The sequence below is a fragment of the Variovorax soli NBRC 106424 genome (assembly GCF_001591385.1).
Lineage (GTDB): Bacteria > Pseudomonadota > Gammaproteobacteria > Burkholderiales > Burkholderiaceae_C > Variovorax > Variovorax soli.
The window spans coordinates 16222-40544 of the sequence record NZ_BCUU01000006.1 but is presented as its reverse complement, the minus strand read 5'-3'; the positions used below and the strand labels follow the sequence as shown (position 1 = coordinate 40544).

Below are 24323 nucleotides of genomic sequence, written 5' to 3'. Positions count from 1 at the left end.
TAAGGTTAGATAAATTGCGGCCGGTGGTCGGCGCCGAAGTCGTCGGGGACGGCGTAGTCGAAGCCGCCTCCGAGGACCAGTTCGCCTTTCGGGCCGTGGAGCGCAAGCGGTTCTAGGAAGCGACTAGCTACCCGAGCCGCGAGGCTGTAGGCCGCAGCGGTGGACTTCGCGCATTGCAGGCGGTCTGCAACACCCGAGGCGCTGAGTTCGTCCAGCGAGCGCAGGACGTTGAACAGGCGCCGGACGCTTAGGCCGCGTCCCGTGTCCTTCTCGCTTCGCGCACTGGCTACGCCTACCAGCACGTCGTCGCCGCGCCGATTGGCAACCCGGAAGTCGCTGCAGTCCCAGTAGGTAAGGAGCCAGGCGCGGACTGCTCGGTTGTCGTGCGTCTTCGCCGGGCGCCCCCGAGGACGACGGACGAGCGCAGAGACACCGGGCGCCTCCGCGTCCAGCGAATCAGGGTGAGTCATGGGGATGGCACCCAGGGAGCCGGGCGATAGATGAGAGGCCCCGCGATGACGCTGCGGGGACGCGGACTGCTATGTCAGTTCAGGGGCGGGGCAGGCTGGCCGACCTGGGGCACGATGCCCAGTTCGACGGGGTACTCGATGCGGTCCACTTCGATGCCGTAGCTGGGGCGGTACGTGTCGGCGTCCGTCTCCAGCGCGTGAACAAATCCGCTGGTGCGGTTCACCACAGCGATGTACTTGGTGATCGGGGCGGAGGCCGTGTTCTGGCCTTCGTAGGTGGCGGTGGTCAGGTTGATGGTGGTCATGTTTCAGGGTCTTTAGTTGTTGGTGGGAAGGGAAGCTGCGCGAGCACAGCGATGGCCGCGTGGCCTACAGAGGGCCAAGGGGGCGGCCGTGGTCGTCACGCACGCGCACAGCGCGGCCTTTGATGACCTCGAATTGATCGGCCGCGTGCGCAAGCCGGTCGGCTGCACGCTCTCGGCTCTCGCCAGCTCGGCGGTAGTGATCCACCGGCAGAGTGCCGCCGGAGCCGCCGATGGTGTAGCTGTGCGTCGGTGCGGCCCAGGGGCTCGGGCCACCAAGGGGACGACCTTGGGCTACGGTGCCGGCGTTGATGGCGCCTCGTGGCTTGGATTGCTCGGTGAGGTACGACTCGTAGCGGTCGCGAGACCCTGCGTCGGCGAACTGGCGGCCGTCCCGGCTGGTGTAGATCGTTTGCATGTTCTGGGGTCCTTAGCTGATGCGGGAGAGCCGGTCCAACTCTTGCGCCTGGCGCTCGCGTTGTGCGATACGCGCATGATCGGGTACGACATTGCGGCGGTACTGCGGAGACCCGCCTTCGTCATCAGGGCGTGGCATGAAGGACGTAGCGCCCACAACGTAGTTGAGAGCGTCTAGGTGACGACGGAGGGCCATCAGATGCCGACCCAATCGGACTTCAGCGTTGCCCGCGTAGGAGGCGCGGATGTAGCTCAGGCTTTGTGCCATTTGGCTGAGCCCCTGGGAGGGCTCCTTTGCCAAGAACGCGTCGATCCGCGCAATTCCTTCGGCCTGTTGGACCTGGCCGGTCTCGATGTCGGTCAGGAACTTGTTGCCCCAGTCTTGAGCCTCCTTGGCTTCAATCCAGTGAGCGTATTCCGGCGAATCAGCGTAGACCTTGAGGCCGTCAAAGGGCGGGGGGAGGGCCACGAGGGGCCGGGGTTTTTCGGTATCCATGGGAGTCTTTCAGGCATGCGTTGTTTCATGCGGCGGCCCCACTCGGCATGCAAGCGAGCGGGGGCACCGTGGGGGTTAGGAGGGCCGATCTGTCGGCGGGGGCCCGTGACGAGCCTTAGAACAGGTTGTCCAAGCCCACGACCATGAAGCTGTTGTCCTGGTTGTTGGTCCAGGAACTGTCAGGAGTCGTCTTGCCGATTGGGGATTCAGTGGGCCCGTTCGCGGCCATCACGCGGTTTGAGGTCGTGATCTGGTTTCCGCTGATCTGGACGCCACCCATCGTTTGACGCTGCCACGACGCGACGTAGTTCGGCGGCACGCCGATCTCGAAGAAGCAGTGGATGTTCTTGGGCACAACAGCGACGCTGGAGTTGCCCCAGAAGGTGGGGCCGCCTGTGCCGTCATGGGAGCCCAGCACGTTGCACATGGGCCTGCCGGTGTCGTAGATCAGCCCGCCGCTCTCGTTCCAGACCCGGAGACCGTAGTTGATCCCGGAGTCTTGGTGCGGCCCGAAGACCCAGTAGTCGAAGGCCACAGGGCCGCCAGTCGAGGCGAACAGGGCTTGGCCATTACCGTTGCCCCACATGGTTCCCCAGTTGAAGCCCTGGGGCCGGAAGGCGACGAACTCATCGCCATTGACGCTCAGGGCCCCGGTGTACATGCTGGGAACCCCGCTGACTGCGGAGGTCGCCACGACACCCGAGCGGCGCAGCGTGACCATCGGCGTCGAGCCGTCGATCTGCATTTGCCCACCGTCGCCGTAGATGATGAGTCCGGCCGGCATCAGGCGCCCGGTGTTCCCGGGACCAGTTGGCCGTCCTGCTCTACGAGGCCCGGAGGCAGAGGCTGCACGGGGGCGGGTTGAGTGGATTGGGGCGCCTTCGCCTTCACGAGGCTGGAGACGACCACGATAAAGACTGCGGCGACAGCCGCGAGCATGAGGATGTTCATAGGATGGAGCGGGTCACCTGACACCGAAGTACACGGTGAATCCGGCGGCTGCGACGTTGCTGCGCGGGTTGGAGCGCGTGACTGTCATTGCGTTACCCGAGAAAGTGATGGCGGGCCAGGACAGCGCGGGCATGTCGCCCAGGCTGTAGGAGTTGCTGATGGGCCAAGCGAAGGCGAAAGGGATGCCTCCGTCTGCCAGTCGGTCGTCGTAGTAGGTGCTGGTGCCCAGCGGCGGCTGGACGACGCCAAGGAATCGCCCGACCCGCATGGCGGAATCAAAGGCGGTGCCCCCGTCAGGTTTGAATACCTGAAACCCCGCTGTCATCGGTAGTCCTCAACGTCGATGCCGTTGTCTTCGGCAAGCTTGAGCGCGATTGCCTTGGCCTCTTCCGGCTTGGTTGGATCGAGTTGGTAGGGGACAGTGACGCGCAGGGCGTTCTGGCCGGTTCTGGATGGCAAGGTGACCACTGAGCGGCCGGGCTTGGGGGGTGTGGGTGCGTCCATGAGTGCGGTGAAAGCGAAGAAAAGCCCCAGGACCTAGCGGCGCTGGGGCGTGGAATGAAGTGCCTAGCAAAAAGGGGAGGCCGCGTAGTTGCGGCCGGCGTCACTTGATGAGGTTCGAGAACATTGGCGTTCCCTTGGTGACGTGGAGGAACCGGCCGGGCTTGTATGGCCTGCCGATGCGCTTGGCGCGGTGCGCTGCGCTCAGTTCGTTCTGGGCGTTCTTGCAGTACGTGCGTAGCCTGTCGGCGCTGGGCCCGGTTCCGCCGTACCGATAGAACTCAGTGGAAGGGTGCATGGTCTTGCAGACCTTGCAGTAGTGCTGTGAGGTCATGGTGTTGCATGTGGTGAGGTCGCTTGGCGATGGGGTGTTCACCTTGTGCGTCTTTATTCGGGCCTCGGGGGCGTCGCGAAGGCGCGGGAAGAGGGCGCCGGGCCATAGGGTCTCTACCCTGGGTATGTTTTATTTTGGCTATTATTGATAACTAATGAATAGTTAAAAGCTCCAAGTGGTCATTTTTGAGGTACTGTATAAAATGACAGCTCATGATTGACACCCAAGAGCCTCTTGCGCCGCTGGTGGATCGCCCGCAGTCCTACGAGGACTTGCTGGCACGAGCCGGCTTCGTGGCCCCGCTGGATCATGAGCAGCACGCCTTGAAGGCGGTGCTAGCTGACTACCACTTCCAACGAGAGGTCCCCTGTGGATTGAAGGGGTGCCGGCAGCCGCACAACAACGGGTTCTTGGTGATCACCGAGGATGGCGTCGAGACGAACGTGGGCAAGGACTGCGGCCGGAGCTTCTTCGGCGACGAGGTCTTTTCGACCGTGCACGCGGAATACCAGCGCAGGCGTCAGCGGGCCGACTTGATCGCGCGTTTCCGCTCCCTTCAAGCTGGGGCCGACCCTATTGCAGACAGGCTGAAGGATGTTGTGTTCAGGGCGTTCGGAGGCAAATGGGTCCGGAAGGTTGAGTCCAGCATGGTCAAGGTGCTTGGGCCGGCGCTGTTGACTTCTCTAGAAGCCGCGCATCTTCGTCGCGAACTCGTCGTGTCGCGTTCGGTGGAGCGGACTGAAGAAGAGATTCAGAACGTGATGGCGCTGACGCCGGGCCTGTCCCGCGAGCGTGCCAAGTACTCGACCGAGAGCATCGGCACTCTTGAAGCCATGCCGTGGATCGGATTCGACTTCACCGGACGGCTTCTAAAGCGTTTCGTTGACGCCCTTCGATCCTTTGAGACTCTCGACCCCGAGCAGCTGTCCACGCCGAAGCTGCGTCTGCTGCTCAAGCCCTTCGAGGAGCTGGATGCCGAGGTCGCAGCTGCAGAAGAGGCCGCCGCCTCTGTCCTTCGCTTCCTGTCACCGGACAACTTAGAACTCGTTGCGCTGTGGCTTCCGCCACACCTACAAGGTTCGGCGGAAGCGCTTCGCGAATGGGCGGCAGGGCCGAAGCGGGCGGCGCTATTGACCGGTGACCCGGGGTAGCTGCTTCGCCAGGCCGAAAGCGAGATACGGCAGAAGGGCGAGAGGTTCAGCGGGGCGACTCGGCGGCCACGAGCATCCCCGCCAACATTGCCACAAGGACACGCTCAGTCCACCCGGCGCCCTCGGGGTCATCCTCGGAAAACTGGATGGCGCCATCGGTCACGCTGCGGAACTGCTGCAGCGCGACCCGGCACGCGGGCGGCTACGAGATCGAAAACAAATCCGTGCGATAGAAGCACGAGGGCTGCGGCGTTAGAGCCGTCGCCTTGGGAGGGATTACTCGCGAGAACCACCTGACTCCTCTCGACGGATTTGCAATCAGTTGGTCTGCTAACTTCGCGGGGCCGCGCGATGAAGGCCAGAATGCGAGCGCATGCAGAAGCTGTACTACCACTTTGATCCGACACAAACGGACCTGGCCGCGCTTGTTCAAGAAGAGGCGGAAAGGTCGGGAGCATCGTGCGAGGCGGAGCGAGACGAGGACGGAACGGGCCTTCTGATACACGCTACGGGCGCGTTTCATGCAGCCATGCTGCTGCGAGAAGGAGTACGGCCGATTTGGGCCGTATAGGGCACTTGGCCGCGCCCACGGTCACTCCTCCGGCTGCTTCAGAACTGTCTTACCCAAGTGGCCCGCAATGTTCACCAGCGCATTCCTGGCGCCGCACCCGACACACAGGAAGTAGGGGCCGTCCTCGTCTACCTCCGGCTGGGCAGCGCGGAAGATCATCGAGAGGCCACAGGTGCGGCAGGTCCACATGGGGCGCATGGTACGCCCCGGCGGGGCGAGTTATCGGCCTGTTTTTCGCTCCGTGGAGACATATAGCTCGATGCTGGCATCTAGGATGCTGCTCTTGGGCTTGCCGCTGCAATAGCGGTCGATGAATTCGTTCATGGCCTGCCCATTCGGGGGTTCAACGGCCAACTTGCCGCTGCTGGCTCGCATGACATTCATCCCGTTGAAGAAGCCCTGAATCCAGCTCACCATCATTGACTCATCAATGATTGCAACGGGGTCCCGACTGGCCCGCTTTCCTCGCGCCTCAAGCCATGCGCTGCATGGACGAGACCCCGCCCCACTGATCGCGAAAGTAGGCTCCGGTTGAACAGGCGCAGCGGCAAAGCAGCACACGCTGGCCCCCGCTGCGGCCACGGTGAGTAGGCACTTTTTCATTCTTGACGGTCCGGAGCTAAATCAGCGGAGACTATCCGAAAAGCGAAAAGTCCGGCACAAAGGCCGGACAGGGAGGGGAGACAGCGGAGGGGAACCTATTCGCAGGGTCCTAAGTATTCGGGGCGGTAGCCGCGCTCCTCACAGTCCGCCGCAGCGACGATGGAGGGCCACAACTTGCGGGGCAGTGCTAGGCATTCGGCTGTAGGGCTTCGCTTGATTACCGCGCGGCCCGGGACGCCAAAGTGAAACGCCACAGTCGTGTGCTCGTGCTCGTGAATGCACGCGGCTCGGAGGTCTTTAATGTGCTCGCGCAGCACGGCGGGCGCTTGTGCCGGGGGGATTCAGCTGCCCAGGGTGGTCCCCTGCAGCTACCAGCGCCCCGGAAAGCATCGCTACCAAGACCCGCTCGGTCCACCCAGCGCCCTCGGGGTCATCCTCGGTCCCCTGGGGTCTATGCGCTTCCTCGATCATGGCGACCACTGGCAGGGCCGCGTTCACCAGTTTGATCAGCGCTGCGGGCTCGGGCCTGTTCCCCGTGGCCTCCGCGACCTTCTGGCCGGCCAAGATCGCTACGCGGATCGCGGGATGGTTGATGGCGTCGGTTGCGGTGAAGGTCTGTGCTGTCATCAGGCGGCCCCGGAAAACTGGAGGGCGCCATCGGTGACGCTGCGGAACTGCTGCAACGCGGCGGCCCGAGCGGCCTGGACGGCGTGTCCGAGGTCAACGCCATCGGCCAAGGAGGAACCATCGGCCGCCATGACTGCCAGGCCGCCCCCGATCCCTGGGCCGGCGAGGATGGACACCAGAGGGCCGGGTGAGCCCCAGGAGCCCACTGGAAGCTCCTCGACGCACAAGGCGGCATCGTGGAAACGGTCGTCATCAGTGGCGCCGTACTCGACGGTCACGGGATGCTGCAGGCGTCGGGTGAGGTCGCAGCAAAGGGCGGCGATAGCTGCGCGATGGGATGCGGTGAAGGTCGTATGTGGTTGCATGGCCGGTAAGTCCTATGGAGTTGTGCGAGGCCTTCAATTTGCGACAACGTTCGCGCGTTGTCGTAGCACGACTCACCTAGTTGAGGGTCTTCAGCGCGAATCACTCTCAGCAGTTCGAACGTAAGTCACTTACGCCTTGTTGTTTCGCGGCAGGGGCTTACGTCGCAATTGAATTTCCCCGAGGGGCGAACACTCGAATGTCAAGCCTGATAAGCCCATGTCGCGGACGCGCCACGCGGCGGCCCGGGCCACTTCTGCGGCGAGAACAAAACTAACTCGATTGGCCAAAGTGGCCCCGTCTGCAGCCAAGACCGCGTAGCCGTCCCCGCCGATAGCTGGCCCGGTCAGGATCGACACCAGCGGCTCCTTGGTCCCTCCGGTCACTTCTGCGGCGCACAGCGTTGCGGGGAAGATCAGGCGGTCTTCGGTTGCCCCGTAGTCCACTGAAATTGATCTTGGTGACTGTCGGTCCAGGGCTTTTCGCATCCGGTCGAGGAGGACCTGTTGCGTGTGCGTGAACGGTGTTCCTTGGGGCATGGCTCCGGGTGGAAGTGACAACCCCGGAACTACAGCGCACTCGCGCAAAGATGTCACGCGGCCCGCAATGCGCAGAGGGGCACTAGTCCGTTGGTCGCTGACAGAGCGACAGAGCGGGAACGAGGCAAGGGCCCGGCGCCCTGTGTCCACTGCGGGGCGTCAACGTGTCGTCCGCCTGCGACACCCCTGCGCCCCAAGCGGGCTCAAATGCGGTCGAGCAGCTCCTTCTTTTTCTTCTCGTACTCGTCGGCGGTAATCGCGCCGCCATCGCGGAGGGACTTGAGGCGTTCTAGCTGGTCCATGGCTTCGTTGCTGCCGCTGGACTTCTGTCCTGCTTGGCCCTGCTTCCATTGGGCGCCCGTGTACGAGCTGTTTGCGACTCCGGAAACCGCAACGCCTTTGCCGGTCGCCTTTGCGGCCTCGGCCACCATATCGAACAACTGGCCGTTCTTGGCGACGCCCTGGCCGGATGTGCCGCGACCCGAGACCTCGAAGTAGTAGCCCCGGATGTTGCGCCCGTCGCTGGCCTTGCCGGTCGCCGGGACGACCATGACCTGTTGGGTGTACGTGTCGAGGACGAATCGGAAGGTCGCGGTGTAGCCCTTGAGCGGCCCGTCAATGTCGGTGATTTCATAGCCAGGCAGGAGGCGCCCCAGCGAAGAGAACGCGATCTGAAACGCTTGCTGCTCGGGGATTTCGTACAGGACTTGGGTCGCCGAGTTCTCGGCCTTCAGCGTCGAGTAGCTGGTGGAGCAGGCTGCGAGGACAAGGGCAACAAAAGCGATCAGGATGCGGCGCATATCGGGGTGGCTTCGAACTGTTGTTGGGGAGCTCTGAGGCTAACGCGAACAGCGGCGCGAGACGGTCATCCGTTGTGGGGACGACACGAAGAGGGCGCGGAGGGGGACTACTTCACGCGCTGGGCGTCACGCCGATGCAGGGGCCGCTTGATCGGGTTAGCTCACTGCCGACCAATCGCGCGCTTCGATGGCGCGGACCCAGCCCCGTCTAACATCGGCTCATAGTTTGAGAAGAGGACGGGGAAATGGAAGAGACACTGAAGCTTTTGTCTACGCCGGGCTTTTGGTTTGGTTCGGTCATCGTTGGCATCTTGGTCAACTTCGCGAGCCAGTGGATGTACGGGCGCCTGGCGGCCGTGCCGCGATTCCTTGCGACCTGGGCCGGCAATAGGACAAAGGCGCGTAGGGAGCAACATGACTTCGACAAAGCGCTTCTTCTCCGGTCGCCGGAGTTGATCCCGATATACACAGGCTACATGCTCGTGATGTTCCTGATGGCTATCACGTGCGCCCTTATCTTCATGCTTTTCACCCTAGCGCCGTCTGCGGCGAGATTGACCTCGGCTGCCATAGACGAGGGCATATCGATCAAGTGGCTCATAGTGTCCGCCATGTGGCTCAGTATGGCGGGGATCATTGCGAGTTCCATTGCGGCTATGGACAGAGTGCTCGCGAGGCTCAACGTCCTCAATTCCGTGTACCGCACCATCGCGATGCGGACCGAGGCGAAATTGCTGGAAGCCGAGGAGCAGGCACTGGGCCCCCAGCCGCCAGCGCAGGACGCCCAGAACGATCCCGGGATAGGCGCCAAAGGCTAAACGGCTCTCGTGAAGGGGTAGCCCACTGCCGACCAATCGAGCGCCTCGATAGCTCGGACTAGCCCCGGCATCATGGCGTGGCTGTAGCGCCCTTGCACCTTGCCGTTTTCGTGCCCGATGGTGAGGTCAATTTGCGTCTCGTTGATGTTGGCGGCCACCATGGCGGAGCGGACGTTGTGGCGGATCGAGTGCGCCGTCCAGAACTCCTCGATAGGAACGCCCGCCGCTTGGCGAAGCTCGGCAAAGTCGATGCCCGCTAGATCGCCAGGCCGGCGCTTGCCCTTCTGGATGAACGCGGGGAACAGGAAGCGCTCCCCGGCGTCCTTGAGGGCTTGGACGTGCTCTAGGAACCCCAGGGCGACTAGGGCAGGGTGGACGGGAACCATTCGATTACCGGCCCTGGTCTTCACTGTGCGCTTGTGGTGGCCCTCGGTCTTTCGAGCGTGAATCTCAATGGCCCAGTGTCCGTCAATGACCGCAATGTCCGCCAGCTCAAGCTGGGCGACCTCGCCAATACGGCAACCGGTATGCAGCAGGATCGGGAATAGCCATCGATTGTGCTCCGCGTGGGTGTCCGTGCGCTTCTCGTTGGCCTGGGCAAGCTTTTTCAGGTCCTCCAGCCGCCAGGGCTGGCGCTCCACAGAGTCGGAGGTATCGACCTTGAGCCCGAACCACGGGTTCGCCTTGATCTTGCCCGCGTCCACGCCCACATTCAGTAGCGCTTGAATGGGGGAAATGAGATTCTTCACCGAGGTTCCCCGGAGGCCCTGGGCGACCAGATGCGCACGAAGCTTCGCGGCGTGCGTTCGGTCCAGTTGGTTGACTGGGATGTCTAGGCCCAGTTCGCCCATGATCGCCATAGCCCGCTCGGTGATCTTGATGGCCGGCGCGTTGCGCGTCTTGATCGCCTTCCATTCGGCGAACAGGTCTTGCAGGCTGGGCCCGCTGGCTGGCGCCGGAATGCATGGGGTTTCCTGCGGCGTGGCGATGGGCGCTGGCGTCCTCGGGGTGTCGATCAACTCCCCGCGATCCCGTGCAGCGGCATCGGCGCTGGCCTTTGCCAGGACACGGGCGAGCTTCAGCAAGCCCACCTTGCCCTCCGTGCCGCCCCAATCGATATGCAAGCCCATCGGCTCCGTCAGTCGGTTGACGCGCAACGTGATCGCCGTCAGATCGCCTGCGGCCGCCTGCCGTGCCCATTCCTCAGCAAGCCCCAGCCGAAGCAAGAGCCGGCGCTCCAGTGCGGACGGATTCCCCTCCCATTCGTAGGAGGCGAGCACTGCGTCCAAACCCTCGGGTTCGACGCGCAACCGGTCATCACCAGAGAGGACGGCGTGGCGAACTACATGCGCGAGGGAATCGATTAGAGCCTCAGTGGGCTTTGTGAGGGGGGCGGGCCTGCGGCGCTCCCGTTCAGCGGCCCACTGGGCCTCTAGGTCGGCCCGGATCGCCATGGCCTTTATGCGGGCCTCGGCTTCATCCCGAGTGCTTAGAGTGCCGCGAAAGGCGTACCGATCAGCCGGCGAGGACTGGAGGTCCAGCGGCTTAATGATGGTTAGATAAAAGCCGAGCTTGCGGCGCTTGAGGCCGGTGATCTTGCGCTGTGGGGATGCCATACGTGTCAGGTCCTGAGGTCCGGTTGAACAGAGGTCAGGTGCACACCTCACGCTCACACCGGATCGGCCTGAAAGCCGCATGGATGCTGGATTTGCCTGTTTTCCCTCGGAGAACCCAAATCGAAAAATATGGTGACGAGCCTTACCCCCGGCACTGACTACGCAGTTAGGGCTGCTTGGTTCCCCACCTGACCCGGTTGGCCGCTTCACCATGCGGGGAGGCCCGTCGACTCGTATTGTAGGCGACGCCGATTGCCGGACCGGCGCTGAGGTCTTCAGCGAACGCGCACCGCTTCGAAAAAAGGGACGTTCGGGCCGCCTAAAATGCGCCGATGGCCTATCTCGTGCTCGCTCGCAAACACCGTCCCAAGAACTTCACTGAGATGGTCGGGCAGGAGCATGTCGTGCAGGCCCTGGCCAACGCGCTGGGCACGCAGCGCCTGCACCATGCCTACCTCTTTACCGGCACGCGCGGCGTGGGCAAGACCACCGTGTCGCGCATCCTGGCCAAGTCGCTCAACTGCCAGGGGCCCGACGGCAACGGCGGCATCACCGCCACGCCGTGCGGCGTGTGCCAGGCCTGCCGCGACATCGATGCGGGCCGCTTCGTCGACTACACCGAACTCGACGCCGCCTCCAACCGCGGCGTGGACGAAGTGCAGCAGCTGCTTGAGCAGGCCGTCTACAAGCCCGTGCAGGGCCGCTTCAAGGTCTTCATGATCGACGAAGTGCACATGCTGTCGAACACCGCGTTCAACGCGATGCTCAAGACGCTGGAAGAGCCGCCCGAGTACCTCAAGTTCGTGCTGGCCACCACCGATCCGCAGAAGGTGCCGGTCACGGTGCTGTCGCGCTGCCTGCAGTTCAACCTGCGGCCGATGGCGCCCGAAACCATCCTCGAGCACCTCACGCGCGTGCTGGCGGGCGAGGGCGTTCCGGCCGAGCCGGGGTCGCTGCGCCTGCTGGCGCGCGCCGCGCGCGGCTCGATGCGCGATGCGCTGTCGCTCACCGACCAGGCCATCGCCTACGGCAACGGCGAACTCGTCGAAACCGGCGTGCGGCAGATGCTGGGCAGCGTGGACCGCGGCCATGTGTTCCGCCTGATCGACGCCATTGCGCAGGGCGACGGCAAGACCGTCGTCGAGATCTCCGAAGGCCTGCGCCGCGACGGCCTCTCGGCCGCCTCCACGCTCGAAGAGATGACCACCGTGCTGCAGGCCATGGCCGTGCTGCAGGCCGTGCCCGGCCGCGGCGCGGCGCTGGACGCGTCCGATGCCGAGGCGGGCGAAACCGCGCGGCTGGCTGCCTCGATGGCCCCGGAAGAAACGCAGCTGCTCTACAGCCTGTGCCTGCACGGCCGCGGTGAGCTGGGGTTGGCTCCCGACGAGTACGCGGCGCTCACCATGGTGCTGCTGCGGCCCCTGGCCTTCAAACCCACGGGCGCGGCGGAAAAAAAAACTCTGAATGAAGCCGAGGCGGCGCCGCGGCGTGCGCCGGCGGCCAATTCGTCCTCGGTTCCGCCGCCTGTTTCGCTTCCGGCTTCGCCGGCACCGTCGCCTTCTGCACCGCCTCCGCCTGCGCCGGCACCGGCGCCCGTGCATCCACCTGCGCGCGATCCCGAGCCGCCGGTGCGCGAGCCGCATCCGCAGGCCTCGAGCCGCCCGAACGACGAACGCGAGCCGCAGCCCGAGTCCATGGCGGATGCGGCGCCCATCGATGAGCAGCCCGTGCCGCCTGGCCACCGGCTGCCCGTGCTCGACGCGCCCCAGGGACGCCCGGCGGCAGCCGCGCCGGAACAGTCCACTGCGCCCAGCCGCGCGCAAGCCATGCCGCTGCGCGTGCAGGGCACGGCCGGCATGCGTGACATGCCCCAGGCCCAGCCGTCCGGCAGCACGCCCATCGTGCCCACCGAAGAGGGCGACTTCTGGTACGCCACCGTCACGAGCATGGTGGCCAAGGAACTCATCGGCGCCCTGGCGCGCGAACTCGCGCTGCAGTCCCAGCTGGTGGGCCGCGACGAGGACCAGTGGCTGCTGCGCATCGAGCGCGAATCGCTCGGCCAGTCCGGCAGCCGCGACAAATTGCAGGGTGCGCTGGCGGCCCTCGGCCATTCCGTCAAAATCGCGATCGAGATCGGCGCGGTGAGCGACAGCCCGGCGCGCCGCAACAAGCAGGCGGCCGAGGCGCGCCAGCGGGAGGCCGAGGAGGCCATCCACAACGACCCGCTGGTGCAGGCCATGATGCGCGACTTCGATGCGCGCATCGTGCCCGGCAGCCTGCGGCCGGTGTGAGCCCCGCGCGCCATACTTTTTCGTTTTTCTTCATCTTCAATTCAACGTCAGGATCCAGACCATGTTCAACAAGGGACAACTCGCCGGCCTCATGAAGCAGGCCCAGGCCATGCAGGAAAACCTCAAGAAGGCCCAGGAAGAGCTGGCCAGCATCGAGGTCGAGGGCGAGTCCGGCGCCGGCCTCGTCAAGGTCGTGATGACCTGCAAGCACGACGTCAAGCGCGTGAGCATCGACCCGAGCCTGCTGGGCGACGACAAGGACATGCTCGAAGACCTGGTGGCCGCCGCCTTCAACGCCGCGGTGCGCAAGGCCGAAGAAACCAGCGAGCAGAAGATGGGCAAGATCACCGCCGGCATGCCGGGCCTGCCGGCCGGCATGAAGCTGCCCTTCTGATCCGCGGCATGCACCACGGCAGGCAGCCGCACTGAATGGCCGATTCCAGTTCGCTCGACGCCCTGGTCGAGGCGCTGCGCCGCCTGCCCGGCGTGGGCGCCAAGTCGGCCTCGCGCATGGCCTTCCACATGCTGCAGCACGACCGCGACGGCGCGCAGCTGCTGTCGCGGGCGCTGCAGCAGGCGGCGCAGAACGTGCGGCATTGCGAGCGCTGCAACACCTTCACCGAGGCGCCGGTGTGCAATGTGTGCCTCGATGTGCGGCGCGACGCGACCAAGCTGTGCGTGGTCGAGACGCCGGCCGACCAGGCGGCGCTGGAGCGCACGGGCGCCTTTCGCGGCTACTACTTCGTGCTCATGGGCAAGCTCAGCCCGCTGGACGGCATCGGCCCCAAGGAGATCGGCCTGGCCCGGCTCTTCGAGCGGGCGCAGGACGGCCAGGTGAGCGAAGTGATCCTGGCCACCAACTTCACCGCCGAGGGCGAGGCCACGGCGCACGTCATCGGCGAGGCGCTGCGCCAGCGCGGCCTCACGGTGACGCGCCTGGCGCGCGGCGTGCCCGCGGGCAGCGAACTTGAGTACGTCGACCTGGGCACCATCGCGCATGCGCTGGTGGACCGCCGCTGAAACCGAGGACGAAAGGCGCAACCATGGACTTCTCCAAGCTGACCCTGGCCTACTGGTGCGTGCTGGCCGCTGGGCTGCTGCCGTACCTCAGCGCCTACATCGGCAAGGCCGGGGGCTTCGGCTTCAAGGACAACCAGCAGCCGCGCGAATGGATGGGGCGCCAGCAGGGCTGGCGCGCCCGCGCGATGGCGGCGCAGGCCAACGGCTTCGAAGGGCTGCCGCTGTTCATCGGCGCGGTGCTCATCGCGCACCAGCTGGGCTACAACCAGGAACGGCTGGACCTTCTCGCGCTGGCCTACGTGCTCCTGCGCGTGGTCTACACGGGCCTCTACATCGCGGGCATGGGCAGCCTGCGCAGCACCGTCTGGGCGCTGGCTTTCGTGGCCAACATCGGCATCTTTTTCATTGGTGTTTGAGCCGCGCGAACGCCGCCTGAACGCGGCCTTCGTGCTTACGTGGAAACCCGCACGGGATGTTCCTGATGTACTGAAAAATCGGCCCACCTAAGCTCCCTTCGACCTCCACAAGTCGTGGCTTCTCGCGGGTCTTGCCGAATGCTCAATCGCCGTCACTTCGTCTCTGCTTCTGCCGCTGCCGCGGCGTCCATCGCGGTACCGGCGCTTTATGCGCAGCCGAAGCTCGAGAAGACCAAGGTGGCCATCTCGGTGGGCGGCAAGGCGGCGTTCTACTACCTGCCGCTCACCATCTCCGAGCAGCTGGGCTACTTCAAGGCCGAAGGGCTCGAGGTCGAGATCTCCGATTTCGCGGGTGGCGCGCGCGCGCTGCAGGCGCTCATCGGCGGCTCGGCCGATGTGTGCTCGGGTGCCTACGAGCACACCATCAATCTGCAGGCCAAGAACCAATACCTGCAGTCCATCGTGCTGCAGGGGCGGGCGCCGCAGATCGCGGTGGGCGTGTCCACCAAAAACCTGCCGGCCTACGGTTCGCTGGCCGACCTCAAGGGCAAGAAGATCGGCGTCTCGGCGCCGGGCTCCTCGACCAACATGGTGGCCAACCTGGTGCTCTCGCGTGCGGGCATCAAGCCGGCCGACGTGAGCTACGTGGGGGTGGGCGTGGCGGCGGGCGCGCTCACGGCGCTGCGCTCGGGCCAGATCGACGCCATCAGCAACACCGACCCGGTGATGACCATGCTCGAGCAGAAGGGCGACGTGAAGATCATCAGCGACACGCGCACGCTCAAGGGCACGCAGGAGGTGTTCGGCGGCCCCATGCCGGCCGCGTGCCTGTACACCTCGGCCGAGTTCGTGCAGAAGAACCCCAACACCTGCCAGGCGCTGGCCAACGCCATCGTGCACGGACTGAAGTGGCTGCAGACGGCCGGTCCCGGCGACATCATCAAGACCGTGCCCGAGACCTACCTGCTGGGCGACCGCGCGCTGTACCTGGCCTCGTTCGACAAGGTGCGCGAAGCCATTGCCACCGACGGCCTCATTCCCGCGGCCGGACCCAAGACCGCGCTCACGGCGCTGGCGAGCTTCGACGCGGCGGTCAAGGCCGACAAGATCGATCTGTCCCGCACCTACACCAACGACTTCGCCGCGCGCGCCAAGGAACGCTTCAAGGCCTGATGCGCCCGAGCGCATGAACGCATGCCACCGCCCGGCCCGTGCCGGGCGTTTTCTTTTCCGAATGCACACCTTCGAAAAACATGTCTGATTTCGCGCTCGAACTGATCGACATCCAGTGCACCTTCCGCTCGAAGGACGATCCATCGCAACGCTATACCGCCGTGGCCGACACCACGCTGCGCGTGCGTGCGGGCGAGTTCGTGTCGGTGGTGGGCCCGACCGGCTGCGGCAAGTCCACCTTGCTCAATGTGGGGGCCGGGCTTCTCGCGCCTTCGTCCGGATCGGTGAAGGTGTTCGGGCAGCCGCTGTCCGGCGTCAATGCACGCGCCGGCTACATGTTCCAGAGCGAGGCGCTCATGCCCTGGCGCAGCGCACTGGACAACGTGGCCGTCGGGCTCCAGTACCGCGGCCTGCCCAAGGCGCAGGCGCGCGAGCAGGCGCAGCAATGGCTGGCGCGCGTGGGCCTGGCGAGTTTCGGCGACCGCTATCCGCACCAGCTCTCGGGCGGCATGCGAAAGCGCACCGCGCTGGCGCAGACGCTGGCGCTGGACCCGGACATCATCCTCATGGACGAGCCCTTCAGCGCCCTCGACATCCAGACCCGCCAGTTGATGGAAAACGAGGTGCTCGACCTGTGGGCGGCCAAGCGAAAAGCGGTGCTCTTCATCACGCATGACCTGGACGAGGCCATTGCCATGAGCGACCGCGTGGTGGTGCTTTCCGCCGGGCCGGCCACGCGGCCCATCGGCGAATTCGTGATCGACCTGGCGCGGCCGCGCGACGTGGCCGAGGTGCGCACCCATGCCCGGTTCGTGGAACTGCACACGCAGATCTGGGGCGTGCTGCGCGACGAAGTGCTCAAGGGCTACGCCCAGCAGCTGAAGAAGGCCGCCTGAACGGCACACCCGAGGAAGCCCATGAATCTCAAACCGAACGAACGCAACGCACGCGCCTGGCAGATCGGCCTGCTGGTGCTGCTGCTGGTGCTGTGGCACCTGGCTTCGCGCAGCGACAAGGTCGCCTTCTTCTTCGGCCAGCCGATCCAGGTGCTGGGCCGCATCTGGAGCTGGTTTCTGCCGGTGGCGCTGCCGCCCAACGTGCTGTTTCCCGAAGGACTGCCGGGCAACGCCGACATCTACCGGCACCTGGGCACGACCCTGCTCGAGACGGTGCTGGCCTTCGGCATCGGCACGGTGCTGGGCCTGGCCTTCGGGCTGTGGCTGGCGCTCTCGCCCATGGCCAGCATGATCCTGGACCCGTACATCAAGGCCGCCAACTCGATGCCGCGCGTGATCCTGGCGCCCATCTTCGGCCTGTGGTTCGGCCTGGGGATCTGGAGCAAGGTGGCGCTGGCGGTCACGCTGGTGTTCTTCATCGTCTTCTTCAACGTCTACCAGGGCGTGAAGGAGGTCAGCCCCACGGTGCTGGCCAATGCGCGCATGCTCGGGGCCAGCCAGCGGCAGCTGCTGCGCACCGTGTACCTGCCCAGCGCCACCAGCTGGGTGTTCTCGAGCCTGCACACCTCGGTGGGCCTGGCCTTCGTGGGGGCGGTGGTGGGCGAGTACCTGGGCTCGGCGCGCGGGGTGGGCTACCTCATCCTGCAGGCCGAGGGCACCTTCGATGTGAACACGGTGTTTGCCGGCATCATCGTTCTCACGGCCTTCGCGCTGGTGCTCGATGCGCTGGTCGGCCTCATCGAGCGCCGGCTCATGACCTGGCAGCCGCAGGCAGGGGAGACCGAGAAGATCTGAGCCGCGCGATGCACGGCGCGAGGAAATCGCGCCGGCGTGAAGGAGGGCGCTTCAGCGCTTCTTCTTCGAAGGCGTGCCGCCGCGCGCGGACGTGCCCACCGATGTCTTCGACGAACTCTTCACCACAGGCGCGCGCTGGCTGGTGGCCTTGCGGCCGCTCCCCACCCGCGCCGCCGCGCCGGCGCGCACCGGCAGGTACACGACCACCGAATAGCCGCGCTTGAACACATGGTTGGCGCCGACCGAGTTCCAGTCCGCCACGTTGGCCGGGCTGAGCTTGTAGCGCCGGGCAATGCTGGCCACGCTGTCGGAACGGCCGGCCTTGACGGTCGTGCGGCGCGTGACGATTTCGGGCTGGAAGCTCAGCGTGCCGGTCTCGGCCACCACGGCGGCCACGTCTTCCTGGACGCGCGCAGTACGCGGAACGATCAGCGTGGAGCCGCCCTTGATGAGCATGCGCGGCGGAATGTTGTTCATGGCCCGCAGGTCGCTCTCGCTCATGCCCGAGCGCTGCGAGGCTTCGGCCACCGTCATGGTGCTGGGCACTGTCCAGGCGGTCCAGCTGGCGTACTGGCCCTCGGTGTAGGCCTGGAAGTTGCGCTCGAAGACGGCCGCGTTGTCCCAGGGCAGAAGGATGTCGCTGGTGGTGCTGGCCAGCAGCACCGGCTTGTGGGCGGCCGGGTTGAGCGCGCGGAAATCCTCGACGCGCACGTCCGCCAGCTTGGCCACCAGGCTCACGTCGATGTCGCGCTTCAGGGCCACCGTCTGGAAGTACGGGTGGTTGGCGATGTAGGGCAGCTCGGTGCCGAAGCGCTCGGGGTTGGCCACGATGTTCTTCACCGCCTGCAGCTTGGGCACGTAGTTGCGCGTTTCGGCCGGCATGTTGATGTCGGTGTAACCCGCGGGCAGGCCGGCGCGCTGGTTCCTGGCGATGGCGCGGCCCACATTGCCTTCGCCCCAGTTGTAGGCGGCCAGCGCCAGCTGCCAGTCGCCGAACATGCCGTACAGGCGCTGCAGGTAGTCGAGCGCGGCGCGGGTGGAGGCGATCACGTCGCGCCGGTCATCGCGAAACAGGTTCTGCTTGAGGTCGTAGTCGGTGCCGGTGGCCGGCATGAATTGCCACATGCCCGCGGCGCGCGCGCTGGATACGGCCTGCGGATTGAAGGCGCTTTCGATGTAGGGCAGCAGCGCCAGCTCGGTGGGCATGTTGCGCCGCTCCAGCTCTTCGACGATGTGGAAGATGTACTTGCTGGAGCGCTCGGTCATGCGCTGGATGTAATCGGGCCGGCTCGAATACCACTGCTCCTGCGTGCGCACCAGGTCGCTGTCGAGGTTGGGCATGTTGAAGCCGCGGCGGATGCGGTCCCACATGTCCGCCGGCGGCGCCATCAGGGCCACGCTGCGCGAGCCGGGCTGGCTGGTGGCGAGGGGCTTGAGGGGGCCGGAGGGAAGGACGGCGGTGCTGCCCGATGTCTCGGGGGTTGGCGAGCCGGGCGTGGCGCATCCTGCCAGGAAGAGCGAGAACGCCAGGCTGGCGGCAATCAGGAACTTCATCGAAATTCGTTTTTCCATTGGCGCAGCGCAGCAAAGACATCGGCGTCGGCGGCGTTCGGCGCCAGGCCGGCTTGGGCCTGGACCGCCTGGCGCACGGATGCTTCGCGGCTGCGGAGAAAGGGGTTGACGGAACGCTCGGTGCCCATGCGCGAAGGCAGGGTGGGCGTGCCGCGCTCGCGCAATGCGGTGCATTGCGCCATGTACTGAGTCAGCTGCGTGTTGCCGGGTTCCACCGCCTGGGCGAAGCGCAGGTTTCCAAGTGTGTATTCGTGGGCGCAGCACACGCGGGTGTCGGCCGGCAGGGCGGCCAGCGCGTCGAGCGAGGCCAGCATCTGGCGCGGCGTGCCCTCGAACAGGCGCCCGCAGCCGCCGGAAAAAAGCGTGTCGCCGCAAAACAGCAGCGGCGTGCCGTCCCAGGCGGCTTCGGCCGGCAGATAGTAGGCGATGTGGCCGGCGGTGTGGCCGGGCACGTCCAGCACCTGGAAGGTGAGGCCCATCACCTGGGCACTGTCGCCCTGGGCCAGCGGCTGGTAAGGTTCGGGAATGACCTCGCCAGCGGGGCCATACACGGGCGCGCCGGTGGCGTTGCGCAATTCGTCGACGCCGCCGACGTGATCGGCGTGGTGGTGCGTGACTAGAATCGCGGCCAGCTTCAGATTGCCGCGGACCAGTGCATCGGTCACCGGCTTGGCGTCGCCGGGATCGACCACGATCGCGCCGACCCCGTCGTGCAGCATCCAGATGTAGTTGTCGGCAAAGGCGGGCAGCGGAACGAGGGTCATGAGCGGTCAAATTATAGGTTTGCAAGATTGGTTGGAGACCCCGCCGGGGCGCTACCTGCTCGAATGGGAGCAAGCCCGGTTCGACCAGGCGGTGGCCGACCTGTTCGGCTACCACGCGCTGCAGCTGGGCCTGGCGGAGGTCGACGCCCTGCGCACCAACCGCATGCCGCGGCGCTGGCTGGCCACCGAGCGGCCGTCGCCGCTGCGGCGCTCGGCGCTCCTGACCGACTTCACGGCGCTGCCGTTCCCGGCCAACAGCCTCGACCTGGTGGCGCTGCCGCATGCGCTGGAGCTCAGCCACGACCCGCACGCCACGCTGCGCGAGGTGGAGCGGGTGCTGGTGCCCGAGGGCCGGGTCGTCATCTGCGGGCTGAACCCCGCGAGCCTGTGGGGCATGCGCCAGCGGCGCGCGCGCCTGTACCGGCGGCTGGGCTTCGGCGAGCTGTTCCTGCCCGAGGCGGGCGAATTCATCGGCTACTGGCGCATGCGCGACTGGCTGCGCCTGCTCGATTTCGAGGTGGAGTCGGGCAACTTCGGCCTGTACCGGCCGGCGGTGCGAAGCCAGTCGTGGCTGGAGCGCTACCGCTGGGTCGACAAGGCCGGCGAGCGCTGGTGGCCCATCTTCGGCGCGGTGTACTTCATCGTGGCCGTGAAAAGGGTGCGCGGCATGACCATGCTGCAGGCGGACTGGAAGCGCAAGCCGGCGATCAGCGCCGCGCCGATGCCGGTGACCGGGCGCGTGCACCGCGTGCCACAGCACCATCACAAGAAACACAAGAAAGCAGAGAAAGAGAAGTCAAGTTGACGGAAGTGCAGATCTACACCGACGGCGCCTGCAAGGGCAACCCGGGCCCCGGCGGCTGGGGGGCCTGGCTCAAGTCGGGCGCCACCGAGAAGGAATTGTTCGGCGGCGAACTCAACACCACCAACAACCGCATGGAACTCACCGCGGTCATCGAGGGCCTGGCGGCGCTCAAGCGGCCCTGCAAGGTCGTGCTGTACCTGGACAGCCAGTATGTGCGCCAGGGCATCACCGAGTGGATCAAGGGCTGGAAGGCCAAGGGCTGGATCACCTCCACCAAGCAGCCGGTGAAGAACGCCGAGCTCTGGCGCCGCCTGGACGCGCTGGTGAGCAGCGGCGGTCACCAGATCGAATGGCGCTGGGTGAAGGGCCACTCCGGCGACCCAGGCAACGAGCGCGCGGACGCCCTGGCCAACAAGGGCGTGCAGAAGGCGCTCGGGCGGCTCTAGGGCCGCGCACCCCAAGTCTCAAGCAAGACAGCCACATGCCGCCACGCAACCGCTACAGCCGCACGGCCATCGGCCTGCATTGGCTTCTGGCGCTGCTCATCGCCGGCGCCTTCGGCATGGGCCTGTACGTGGCCGGGCTGCCGATCTCGCCCTGGCGGCTGCGGCTCATGAACTGGCACAAGTGGGCCGGCGTGACCATCCTGGCGCTGTCGCTGCTGCGGCTGGCGTGGCGCCTGCGGCATGCGCCGCCGCCGCTGCCCGAGCCGGTGCTGCGCGCCATGCCGCCGTGGCAGCAGCGCCTGCACCAGGGCACGATGGCCGCGCTCTACCTCCTGTTTTTCGCGGTGCCCCTGCTCGGCTGGGCCTACAGTTCGGCCATGGGTTTCCCGGTGGTCTGGATGGGCATGCTGCCGCTGCCCGATTTCGTGGCACCCGACGAGGCGTTCGCCAAGTCGGTGCTGCTGCCGCTGCACCGTGGCGGGGCCTACCTGCTGGCCGCGCTGGTGGTCGTTCACGTGGCCGGCGTGCTCAAGCACCGCTGGATCGATCATGCCAACCTGCTGGTTCGGATGTGGCCTGGCAAGGAGGGCGTGTGATGAGGCGGTCAGTACTGAACCTGGCCTGCTGCCTGGCCCTGGCGGCGGCTGTGCCGTGGGTACGGGCCGATGCCCCCGCGGTGCGCCTCGTGCCGGACAAGAGCCAGGTCCAGTTCGTCAGCAAGCAGATGGGGGTGCCGGTGGAAGGGCGCTTCGGCCGCTTCTCGGCGCAGGTGGCGTTCGATCCGCGCAAGCCCGAAGGCGGCAGCATCCGCCTGCTCGTCGACACGGGCAGCGCGACGCTGGGCGTGCCGGAGGGCGATGCCGAGCTGCCCAAGCCCGCCTGGTTCGACACCGCGAGCTTCCCGCAGGCGGATTTCGCCTCCACCTCCATCAAGGGCCTGGGCAACGGGCGCTTCGAGGTCGCCGGGCGCCTGACCATCAAGGGCCGCACGCAGGAACTCGTGGTGCCGCTCGCCATCACCCAGGCAGAGGGCCAGTCGGTGGCCACCGGCAGCCTGACCATCCAGCGGCTGGCCTTCAAGGTGGGGGACGGCGAATGGGCCGACACCTCGCTGGTGGCCAACGATGTGCTGGTGCGATTCAAGTTCACCCTGAGCGGCCTCGGACCGCTCTGAGCCAGAGACACATCCGAGCAGGAAAATGATCCAGTCGACAAAGAAACTCGCCACTGCAGGTGCCGCGCTGCTGGCATGCGCGTGGCCCCTGGCCGCCCTGGCGCAGGCCATTCCCACCGCACCCGACTTCACGGCCCCGCCCATGGCCATGCAGCCCTCGGGCGGTCCGATCAAGGGCGGGCGCTATGTCATCGACCCGACCCATACCTTCGTCAACTACGAGATCGGCCACTACGGCACCACCACCAACCGCGGCCGCTTCAGCACCAGCGACGGCAGCGTGCAGATCGATGCGAGCGGCGCGAGCGGTGCGGTGGACGTGACCATGGACATGAGCTCCATCAATACCGGCGTGGACCTGCTCAACCGGCATGTGCAGAGCAAGGACTTCTTCAACGTGGCGGCCTTTCCCACCGCGCGCTTTCGCGCCGAGAAGATGACGCTCGCGGGCGACAAGGTGAGCGAGGTGCCCGGCACGCTCACCATGCTGGGCCAGACCCGGCCCGTGCTGCTCAAGGCCAGCCGCTTCAACTGCTACATGAACCCGATGTTCAAGCGCCAGGTCTGCGGCGGCGATTTCGAGACCACCATCGAGCGCAGCCAGTGGGGCATGCTGTGGGGCCTGAACTTCGGCTTCGAGGACAAGGTGCGGCTGCTGGTGCAGGTCGAGGCGATCAACCTGCCGGACTAGAGCACGCTCTCTGGCGTGAGCGGCGCGAGAAGCTCCAGCATGATGCGGCTCCAGAAGGTCGAGTCGGGCTCCTCGGTGAGCACCACCTGCCGCCCCGGCGGGCCGCCCACCCATTCGAGCGAACGGCCGTCGGCTGCGAACTGCAGGCGGTACGCGCCTTGCTGCTTGAGCACGTCCACCAGCTTGAGCACCTGCTGCGCCATCTCCGGGCTCTGTATGAACAGGCCGATCTCGGTGTTGAGCATGTCCGAGCGCGGGTCGAAGTTCATCGAGCCGATGAAGAGGATGCGCCGGTCGATCACCGCCGACTTGGCATGCAGCCGCCCGATGCTGGAGCCCAGCAGCCCCAGCCGCACGCTGGTGCGCGTGCGCTCGGTGCTCAGCTCGTACAGCTCCACCCCCAGCCGCATCATGTCGGCCCGGTAGCGCCGGTAGGCAGTGTGGACCAGCGGCTCGTCGGTGGCTGCGAGCGAATTGGTCACCAGGCTCATCTTCACGCCGCGGGCGTGGACCTCCTGCATCACCTCCAGGCCGCCGCGGCCCGGCACCAGGTAGGGCGAGGTGATGCTGATCTCGCTGCGCGCGCGGCGCATCTGCTCGGTGACGTTGTAGCGCACGCTGTCCACGTCCAGCAGCGGCACGCCGCCGTAGGACGCGGTCTTGCCCACCACGCGTTCCGGCGAATCTGCATAGGCCTCGCCGCGTGTCCAGATGAGCCCGAGCCTGCCTGCGCGCAGTTCGCCCTGCATGGGCGCGTAGCCGAGCAGGTCGTTGGGAGCGGGGGCGGGCGGCGGCGGGGTGGTGTCGGGGCCGGTCAGGGATTCGAAGCGTGCCGCCAGTTCCTCGCGCGTGGCATCGCTCTTCACGATGGCCTGCACCGGCACCACGTAGGGGCTGTTCCAGTACTGGTCGAACAAAGCGCCCAGCCGCGGCAGCAGCGCACCCGTCACGAAGGTGTCGAGGTCGATGAAGTTCTCGCCCGTGGTGCGGGTGAAGTACTGGTTGCCGATGTTGCGCCCGCCCGCCACCGCCATCGCACCGTCGGCGATGAAGAGCTTGTTGTGCATGCGCCGCTGCACGCGGTCGAAATTGAACAGCGATGCGCCGAAGCGCCGGGCCATGCTGCTGCGCCCGGCCGGAAAGGGGTTGAACAGGCGCAGCTCCAGGTTGGGCGTGGCGGCCAGGCCGAGCAGCAGCGCGTCCTCGCCCGAGGTGTAGAGGTCGTCCATCAGCAGCCGCACGCGCACGCCGCGCAGCGCCGCGTCGCGCAGGGTGCGCAGGAAGTAGCGGCCTGTTTCGTCGTTCTCGATGTGGTAGTACTGGACGTCCAGCGTGCGCTCGGCGCGACGGGCCAGTTCGAGCCGGGTGTTGAGTGCGTTGTCGCCGCCGGGCATCAGGCGAAAGCCGCTCAGGTCCGGGTCGGGCCGCGCGGCCAGTGCCATGCGGCCCAGCGCGGTGTCGGACGAAGCGCGCAGGGCCTTGGCGGGCGGGCCGGCGAGGCCGTCGGGGAGGGATGCGCAGCCGCTGATGAGCCATGCGGCCAGGACCAGGACGAGGGCCGAGGCGAGGTGGGCGCACAGCGAGCGCGGCGGCGCCGGATGGTGGTTTTTGAAAGACACAGGCCGGCATGGTAGGGCAGGGCGAGCGCTGCGGACTCGACC

Annotated in this window: 30 protein-coding genes and 1 other RNA gene; 14 read left to right on the top strand and 17 right to left on the bottom strand. The window is 66.2% G+C overall.

The features are described 5' to 3' along the window. Positions 1-5 precede the first annotated feature (5 nt). The 8 genes from VSO01S_RS27860 to VSO01S_RS03415 form a co-directional block, all read right to left on the bottom strand. A complete protein-coding gene (locus VSO01S_RS27860) occupies positions 6-470 on the bottom strand; it encodes a hypothetical protein (RefSeq protein WP_068640397.1) in 465 nt (154 codons plus the stop codon). 74 nt (positions 471-544) lie between these two features. Next, complete coding sequence (locus VSO01S_RS03435) at positions 545-775, bottom strand: hypothetical protein (protein ID WP_068640396.1); 231 nt, start codon at positions 773-775, stop codon at positions 545-547. Positions 776-839: 64 nt separating this feature from the next. Next, positions 840-1190: a hypothetical protein gene (locus VSO01S_RS27015; protein WP_153305123.1), complete on the bottom strand. Its 351-nt coding sequence runs from the start codon at positions 1188-1190 to the stop codon at positions 840-842. A 12-nt stretch (positions 1191-1202) separates the two neighbouring features. Beyond that, on the bottom strand, positions 1203-1685 hold the full coding sequence (locus VSO01S_RS03430) for a hypothetical protein (protein ID WP_068640395.1): 483 nt from the start codon (positions 1683-1685) through the stop codon (positions 1203-1205). Positions 1686-1800: 115 nt separating this feature from the next. Further along, a complete protein-coding gene (locus tag VSO01S_RS03425; RefSeq protein WP_068640394.1) occupies positions 1801-2469 on the bottom strand; it encodes a hypothetical protein in 669 nt (222 codons plus the stop codon). A gap of 180 nt (positions 2470-2649) precedes the next feature. After that, positions 2650-2961: a hypothetical protein gene (locus VSO01S_RS03420; protein ID WP_068640393.1), complete on the bottom strand. Its 312-nt coding sequence runs from the start codon at positions 2959-2961 to the stop codon at positions 2650-2652. Then, positions 2958-3140, bottom strand: a complete 183-nt coding sequence (locus VSO01S_RS27010; protein ID WP_153305121.1) for a hypothetical protein — start codon at positions 3138-3140, stop codon at positions 2958-2960. The genes VSO01S_RS03420 and VSO01S_RS27010 overlap by 4 nt, the downstream gene beginning before the upstream one ends. Positions 3141-3240: 100 nt before the next feature. After that, positions 3241-3471, bottom strand: coding sequence for a hypothetical protein (locus VSO01S_RS03415; RefSeq protein ID WP_068640392.1), 231 nt, complete (start codon positions 3469-3471; stop codon positions 3241-3243). A gap of 212 nt (positions 3472-3683) precedes the next feature. Between VSO01S_RS03415 and VSO01S_RS03410 the strand changes: the two genes are divergently transcribed. Continuing rightward, positions 3684-4622, top strand: a complete 939-nt coding sequence (locus VSO01S_RS03410) for a hypothetical protein (protein ID WP_068640391.1) — start codon at positions 3684-3686, stop codon at positions 4620-4622. A 790-nt stretch (positions 4623-5412) separates the two neighbouring features. On the opposite strand, the gene VSO01S_RS03405 is transcribed toward VSO01S_RS03410, so the two are convergent. From VSO01S_RS03405 to VSO01S_RS03390, 4 genes are all read right to left on the bottom strand, one after another. Continuing rightward, positions 5413-5613 carry a hypothetical protein gene (locus tag VSO01S_RS03405; RefSeq protein WP_068640390.1) on the bottom strand — a complete coding sequence of 67 codons (201 nt, stop codon included), beginning with the start codon at positions 5611-5613 and terminating at the stop codon, positions 5413-5415. A gap of 809 nt (positions 5614-6422) precedes the next feature. Beyond that, complete coding sequence (locus tag VSO01S_RS03395) at positions 6423-6788, bottom strand: hypothetical protein (RefSeq protein ID WP_068640388.1); 366 nt, start codon at positions 6786-6788, stop codon at positions 6423-6425. Between the two features lie 129 nt (positions 6789-6917). Continuing rightward, positions 6918-7232, bottom strand: a complete 315-nt coding sequence (locus VSO01S_RS27005) for a hypothetical protein (protein WP_153305120.1) — start codon at positions 7230-7232, stop codon at positions 6918-6920. A gap of 296 nt (positions 7233-7528) precedes the next feature. Then, the gene (locus VSO01S_RS03390; RefSeq protein WP_068640387.1) at positions 7529-8125 is read right to left on the bottom strand and encodes an SHOCT domain-containing protein; all 597 of its coding nucleotides are present in this window, start codon (positions 8123-8125) and stop codon (positions 7529-7531) included. A gap of 245 nt (positions 8126-8370) precedes the next feature. Between VSO01S_RS03390 and VSO01S_RS03385 the strand changes: the two genes are divergently transcribed. Further along, positions 8371-8943, top strand: coding sequence for a hypothetical protein (locus VSO01S_RS03385; protein ID WP_068640386.1), 573 nt, complete (start codon positions 8371-8373; stop codon positions 8941-8943). Here VSO01S_RS03385 and VSO01S_RS03380 read toward each other — a convergent pair. Together VSO01S_RS03380 and ffs are read right to left on the bottom strand one after the other, a co-directional pair. Next, a complete protein-coding gene (locus tag VSO01S_RS03380; protein ID WP_068640385.1) occupies positions 8940-10559 on the bottom strand; it encodes a site-specific integrase in 1620 nt (539 codons plus the stop codon). The two genes, VSO01S_RS03385 and VSO01S_RS03380, sit on opposite strands and share 4 nt — an antisense overlap. Positions 10560-10690: 131 nt before the next feature. Next, positions 10691-10787: signal recognition particle sRNA small type (gene ffs / locus VSO01S_RS03375), an RNA gene on the bottom strand. 104 nt (positions 10788-10891) lie between these two features. Here ffs and dnaX point away from each other — a divergent pair. The 7 genes from dnaX to VSO01S_RS03340 all read left to right on the top strand — a co-directional run bounded on the left by dnaX (position 10892) and on the right by VSO01S_RS03340 (position 17210). Then, positions 10892-12850, top strand: a complete 1959-nt coding sequence (gene dnaX, locus VSO01S_RS03370) for a DNA polymerase III subunit gamma/tau (RefSeq protein ID WP_068640384.1) — start codon at positions 10892-10894, stop codon at positions 12848-12850. 61 nt (positions 12851-12911) lie between these two features. Continuing rightward, entirely contained in the window at positions 12912-13244 is a 333-nt protein-coding gene (locus tag VSO01S_RS03365) for a YbaB/EbfC family nucleoid-associated protein (protein ID WP_068640383.1), read from the top strand. Between the two features lie 35 nt (positions 13245-13279). Further along, positions 13280-13870, top strand: a complete 591-nt coding sequence (gene recR, locus VSO01S_RS03360; RefSeq protein WP_068640382.1) for a recombination mediator RecR — start codon at positions 13280-13282, stop codon at positions 13868-13870. Between the two features lie 23 nt (positions 13871-13893). Further along, a complete protein-coding gene (locus VSO01S_RS03355; protein WP_068640381.1) occupies positions 13894-14286 on the top strand; it encodes an MAPEG family protein in 393 nt (130 codons plus the stop codon). Positions 14287-14424: 138 nt separating this feature from the next. Continuing rightward, positions 14425-15459, top strand: coding sequence for an ABC transporter substrate-binding protein (locus VSO01S_RS03350; RefSeq protein ID WP_068640380.1), 1035 nt, complete (start codon positions 14425-14427; stop codon positions 15457-15459). An 80-nt stretch (positions 15460-15539) separates the two neighbouring features. Then, on the top strand, positions 15540-16355 hold the full coding sequence (locus tag VSO01S_RS03345; protein WP_068640379.1) for an ABC transporter ATP-binding protein: 816 nt from the start codon (positions 15540-15542) through the stop codon (positions 16353-16355). A 21-nt stretch (positions 16356-16376) separates the two neighbouring features. Further along, entirely contained in the window at positions 16377-17210 is an 834-nt protein-coding gene (locus VSO01S_RS03340) for an ABC transporter permease (RefSeq protein WP_068640378.1), read from the top strand. Positions 17211-17261: 51 nt separating this feature from the next. On the opposite strand, the gene VSO01S_RS03335 is transcribed toward VSO01S_RS03340, so the two are convergent. After that, positions 17262-18764: a transglycosylase SLT domain-containing protein gene (locus tag VSO01S_RS03335; RefSeq protein WP_068640377.1), complete on the bottom strand. Its 1503-nt coding sequence runs from the start codon at positions 18762-18764 to the stop codon at positions 17262-17264. Next, positions 18761-19546 (bottom strand): hydroxyacylglutathione hydrolase, encoded by a 786-nt coding sequence (gene gloB, locus VSO01S_RS03330; protein ID WP_068640376.1) that lies wholly within the window; start codon positions 19544-19546, stop codon positions 18761-18763. Before gloB ends, VSO01S_RS03335 begins: the two co-directional genes overlap by 4 nt. Here gloB and VSO01S_RS03325 point away from each other — a divergent pair. The 5 genes from VSO01S_RS03325 to VSO01S_RS03305 are packed head-to-tail and all read left to right on the top strand — an operon-like array spanning position 19545 to position 22662. Then, positions 19545-20351: a class I SAM-dependent methyltransferase gene (locus tag VSO01S_RS03325; RefSeq protein ID WP_174544704.1), complete on the top strand. Its 807-nt coding sequence runs from the start codon at positions 19545-19547 to the stop codon at positions 20349-20351. The two genes, gloB and VSO01S_RS03325, sit on opposite strands and share 2 nt — an antisense overlap. Next, on the top strand, positions 20348-20797 hold the full coding sequence (gene rnhA / locus VSO01S_RS03320; protein ID WP_068640374.1) for a ribonuclease HI: 450 nt from the start codon (positions 20348-20350) through the stop codon (positions 20795-20797). The genes VSO01S_RS03325 and rnhA overlap by 4 nt, the downstream gene beginning before the upstream one ends. 35 nt (positions 20798-20832) lie before the next feature. Beyond that, entirely contained in the window at positions 20833-21393 is a 561-nt protein-coding gene (locus VSO01S_RS03315; protein WP_068640373.1) for a cytochrome b, read from the top strand. After that, positions 21393-21971: a YceI family protein gene (locus VSO01S_RS03310; RefSeq protein ID WP_068640372.1), complete on the top strand. Its 579-nt coding sequence runs from the start codon at positions 21393-21395 to the stop codon at positions 21969-21971. Before VSO01S_RS03315 ends, VSO01S_RS03310 begins: the two co-directional genes overlap by 1 nt. Before the next feature lie 25 nt (positions 21972-21996). Continuing rightward, positions 21997-22662, top strand: a complete 666-nt coding sequence (locus VSO01S_RS03305; protein ID WP_084241658.1) for a YceI family protein — start codon at positions 21997-21999, stop codon at positions 22660-22662. On the opposite strand, the gene VSO01S_RS03300 is transcribed toward VSO01S_RS03305, so the two are convergent. Then, the gene (locus tag VSO01S_RS03300; RefSeq protein ID WP_068640444.1) at positions 22659-24242 is read right to left on the bottom strand and encodes a phospholipase D family protein; all 1584 of its coding nucleotides are present in this window, start codon (positions 24240-24242) and stop codon (positions 22659-22661) included. The two genes, VSO01S_RS03305 and VSO01S_RS03300, sit on opposite strands and share 4 nt — an antisense overlap. Between the last annotated feature and the right edge of the window lie 81 nt (positions 24243-24323).

What these genes read in the sequence shown, in the direction of transcription:
- VSO01S_RS03395 (WP_068640388.1), bottom strand. Translation starts at nt 6,788, where the DNA reads ATGCAACCACATACGACCTTCACCGCATCCCATCGCGCAGCTATCGCC.
- VSO01S_RS03305 (WP_084241658.1), top strand. Translation starts at nt 21,997, where the DNA reads ATGATCCAGTCGACAAAGAAACTCGCCACTGCAGGTGCCGCGCTGCTG.
- VSO01S_RS03335 (WP_068640377.1), bottom strand. Translation starts at nt 18,764, where the DNA reads ATGAAGTTCCTGATTGCCGCCAGCCTGGCGTTCTCGCTCTTCCTGGCA.
- VSO01S_RS03390 (WP_068640387.1), bottom strand. Translation starts at nt 8,125, where the DNA reads ATGCGCCGCATCCTGATCGCTTTTGTTGCCCTTGTCCTCGCAGCCTGC.
- VSO01S_RS03380 (WP_068640385.1), bottom strand. Translation starts at nt 10,559, where the DNA reads ATGGCATCCCCACAGCGCAAGATCACCGGCCTCAAGCGCCGCAAGCTC.
- VSO01S_RS03405 (WP_068640390.1), bottom strand. Translation starts at nt 5,613, where the DNA reads ATGATGGTGAGCTGGATTCAGGGCTTCTTCAACGGGATGAATGTCATG.
- recR (WP_068640382.1), top strand. Translation starts at nt 13,280, where the DNA reads ATGGCCGATTCCAGTTCGCTCGACGCCCTGGTCGAGGCGCTGCGCCGC.
- gloB (WP_068640376.1), bottom strand. Translation starts at nt 19,546, where the DNA reads ATGACCCTCGTTCCGCTGCCCGCCTTTGCCGACAACTACATCTGGATG.
- dnaX (WP_068640384.1), top strand. Translation starts at nt 10,892, where the DNA reads ATGGCCTATCTCGTGCTCGCTCGCAAACACCGTCCCAAGAACTTCACT.
- VSO01S_RS03425 (WP_068640394.1), bottom strand. Translation starts at nt 2,469, where the DNA reads ATGCCGGCCGGACTCATCATCTACGGCGACGGTGGGCAAATGCAGATC.
- VSO01S_RS03410 (WP_068640391.1), top strand. Translation starts at nt 3,684, where the DNA reads ATGATTGACACCCAAGAGCCTCTTGCGCCGCTGGTGGATCGCCCGCAG.
- VSO01S_RS03350 (WP_068640380.1), top strand. Translation starts at nt 14,425, where the DNA reads ATGCTCAATCGCCGTCACTTCGTCTCTGCTTCTGCCGCTGCCGCGGCG.
- VSO01S_RS27860 (WP_068640397.1), bottom strand. Translation starts at nt 470, where the DNA reads ATGACTCACCCTGATTCGCTGGACGCGGAGGCGCCCGGTGTCTCTGCG.
- VSO01S_RS03345 (WP_068640379.1), top strand. Translation starts at nt 15,540, where the DNA reads ATGTCTGATTTCGCGCTCGAACTGATCGACATCCAGTGCACCTTCCGC.
- VSO01S_RS03325 (WP_174544704.1), top strand. Translation starts at nt 19,545, where the DNA reads ATGAGCGGTCAAATTATAGGTTTGCAAGATTGGTTGGAGACCCCGCCG.
- VSO01S_RS03310 (WP_068640372.1), top strand. Translation starts at nt 21,393, where the DNA reads ATGAGGCGGTCAGTACTGAACCTGGCCTGCTGCCTGGCCCTGGCGGCG.
- VSO01S_RS03385 (WP_068640386.1), top strand. Translation starts at nt 8,371, where the DNA reads ATGGAAGAGACACTGAAGCTTTTGTCTACGCCGGGCTTTTGGTTTGGT.
- VSO01S_RS03365 (WP_068640383.1), top strand. Translation starts at nt 12,912, where the DNA reads ATGTTCAACAAGGGACAACTCGCCGGCCTCATGAAGCAGGCCCAGGCC.
- VSO01S_RS03430 (WP_068640395.1), bottom strand. Translation starts at nt 1,685, where the DNA reads ATGGATACCGAAAAACCCCGGCCCCTCGTGGCCCTCCCCCCGCCCTTT.
- VSO01S_RS03420 (WP_068640393.1), bottom strand. Translation starts at nt 2,961, where the DNA reads ATGACAGCGGGGTTTCAGGTATTCAAACCTGACGGGGGCACCGCCTTT.
- VSO01S_RS03355 (WP_068640381.1), top strand. Translation starts at nt 13,894, where the DNA reads ATGGACTTCTCCAAGCTGACCCTGGCCTACTGGTGCGTGCTGGCCGCT.
- VSO01S_RS03435 (WP_068640396.1), bottom strand. Translation starts at nt 775, where the DNA reads ATGACCACCATCAACCTGACCACCGCCACCTACGAAGGCCAGAACACG.
- VSO01S_RS03315 (WP_068640373.1), top strand. Translation starts at nt 20,833, where the DNA reads ATGCCGCCACGCAACCGCTACAGCCGCACGGCCATCGGCCTGCATTGG.
- VSO01S_RS27010 (WP_153305121.1), bottom strand. Translation starts at nt 3,140, where the DNA reads ATGGACGCACCCACACCCCCCAAGCCCGGCCGCTCAGTGGTCACCTTG.
- VSO01S_RS27015 (WP_153305123.1), bottom strand. Translation starts at nt 1,190, where the DNA reads ATGCAAACGATCTACACCAGCCGGGACGGCCGCCAGTTCGCCGACGCA.
- VSO01S_RS03415 (WP_068640392.1), bottom strand. Translation starts at nt 3,471, where the DNA reads ATGACCTCACAGCACTACTGCAAGGTCTGCAAGACCATGCACCCTTCC.
- VSO01S_RS03340 (WP_068640378.1), top strand. Translation starts at nt 16,377, where the DNA reads ATGAATCTCAAACCGAACGAACGCAACGCACGCGCCTGGCAGATCGGC.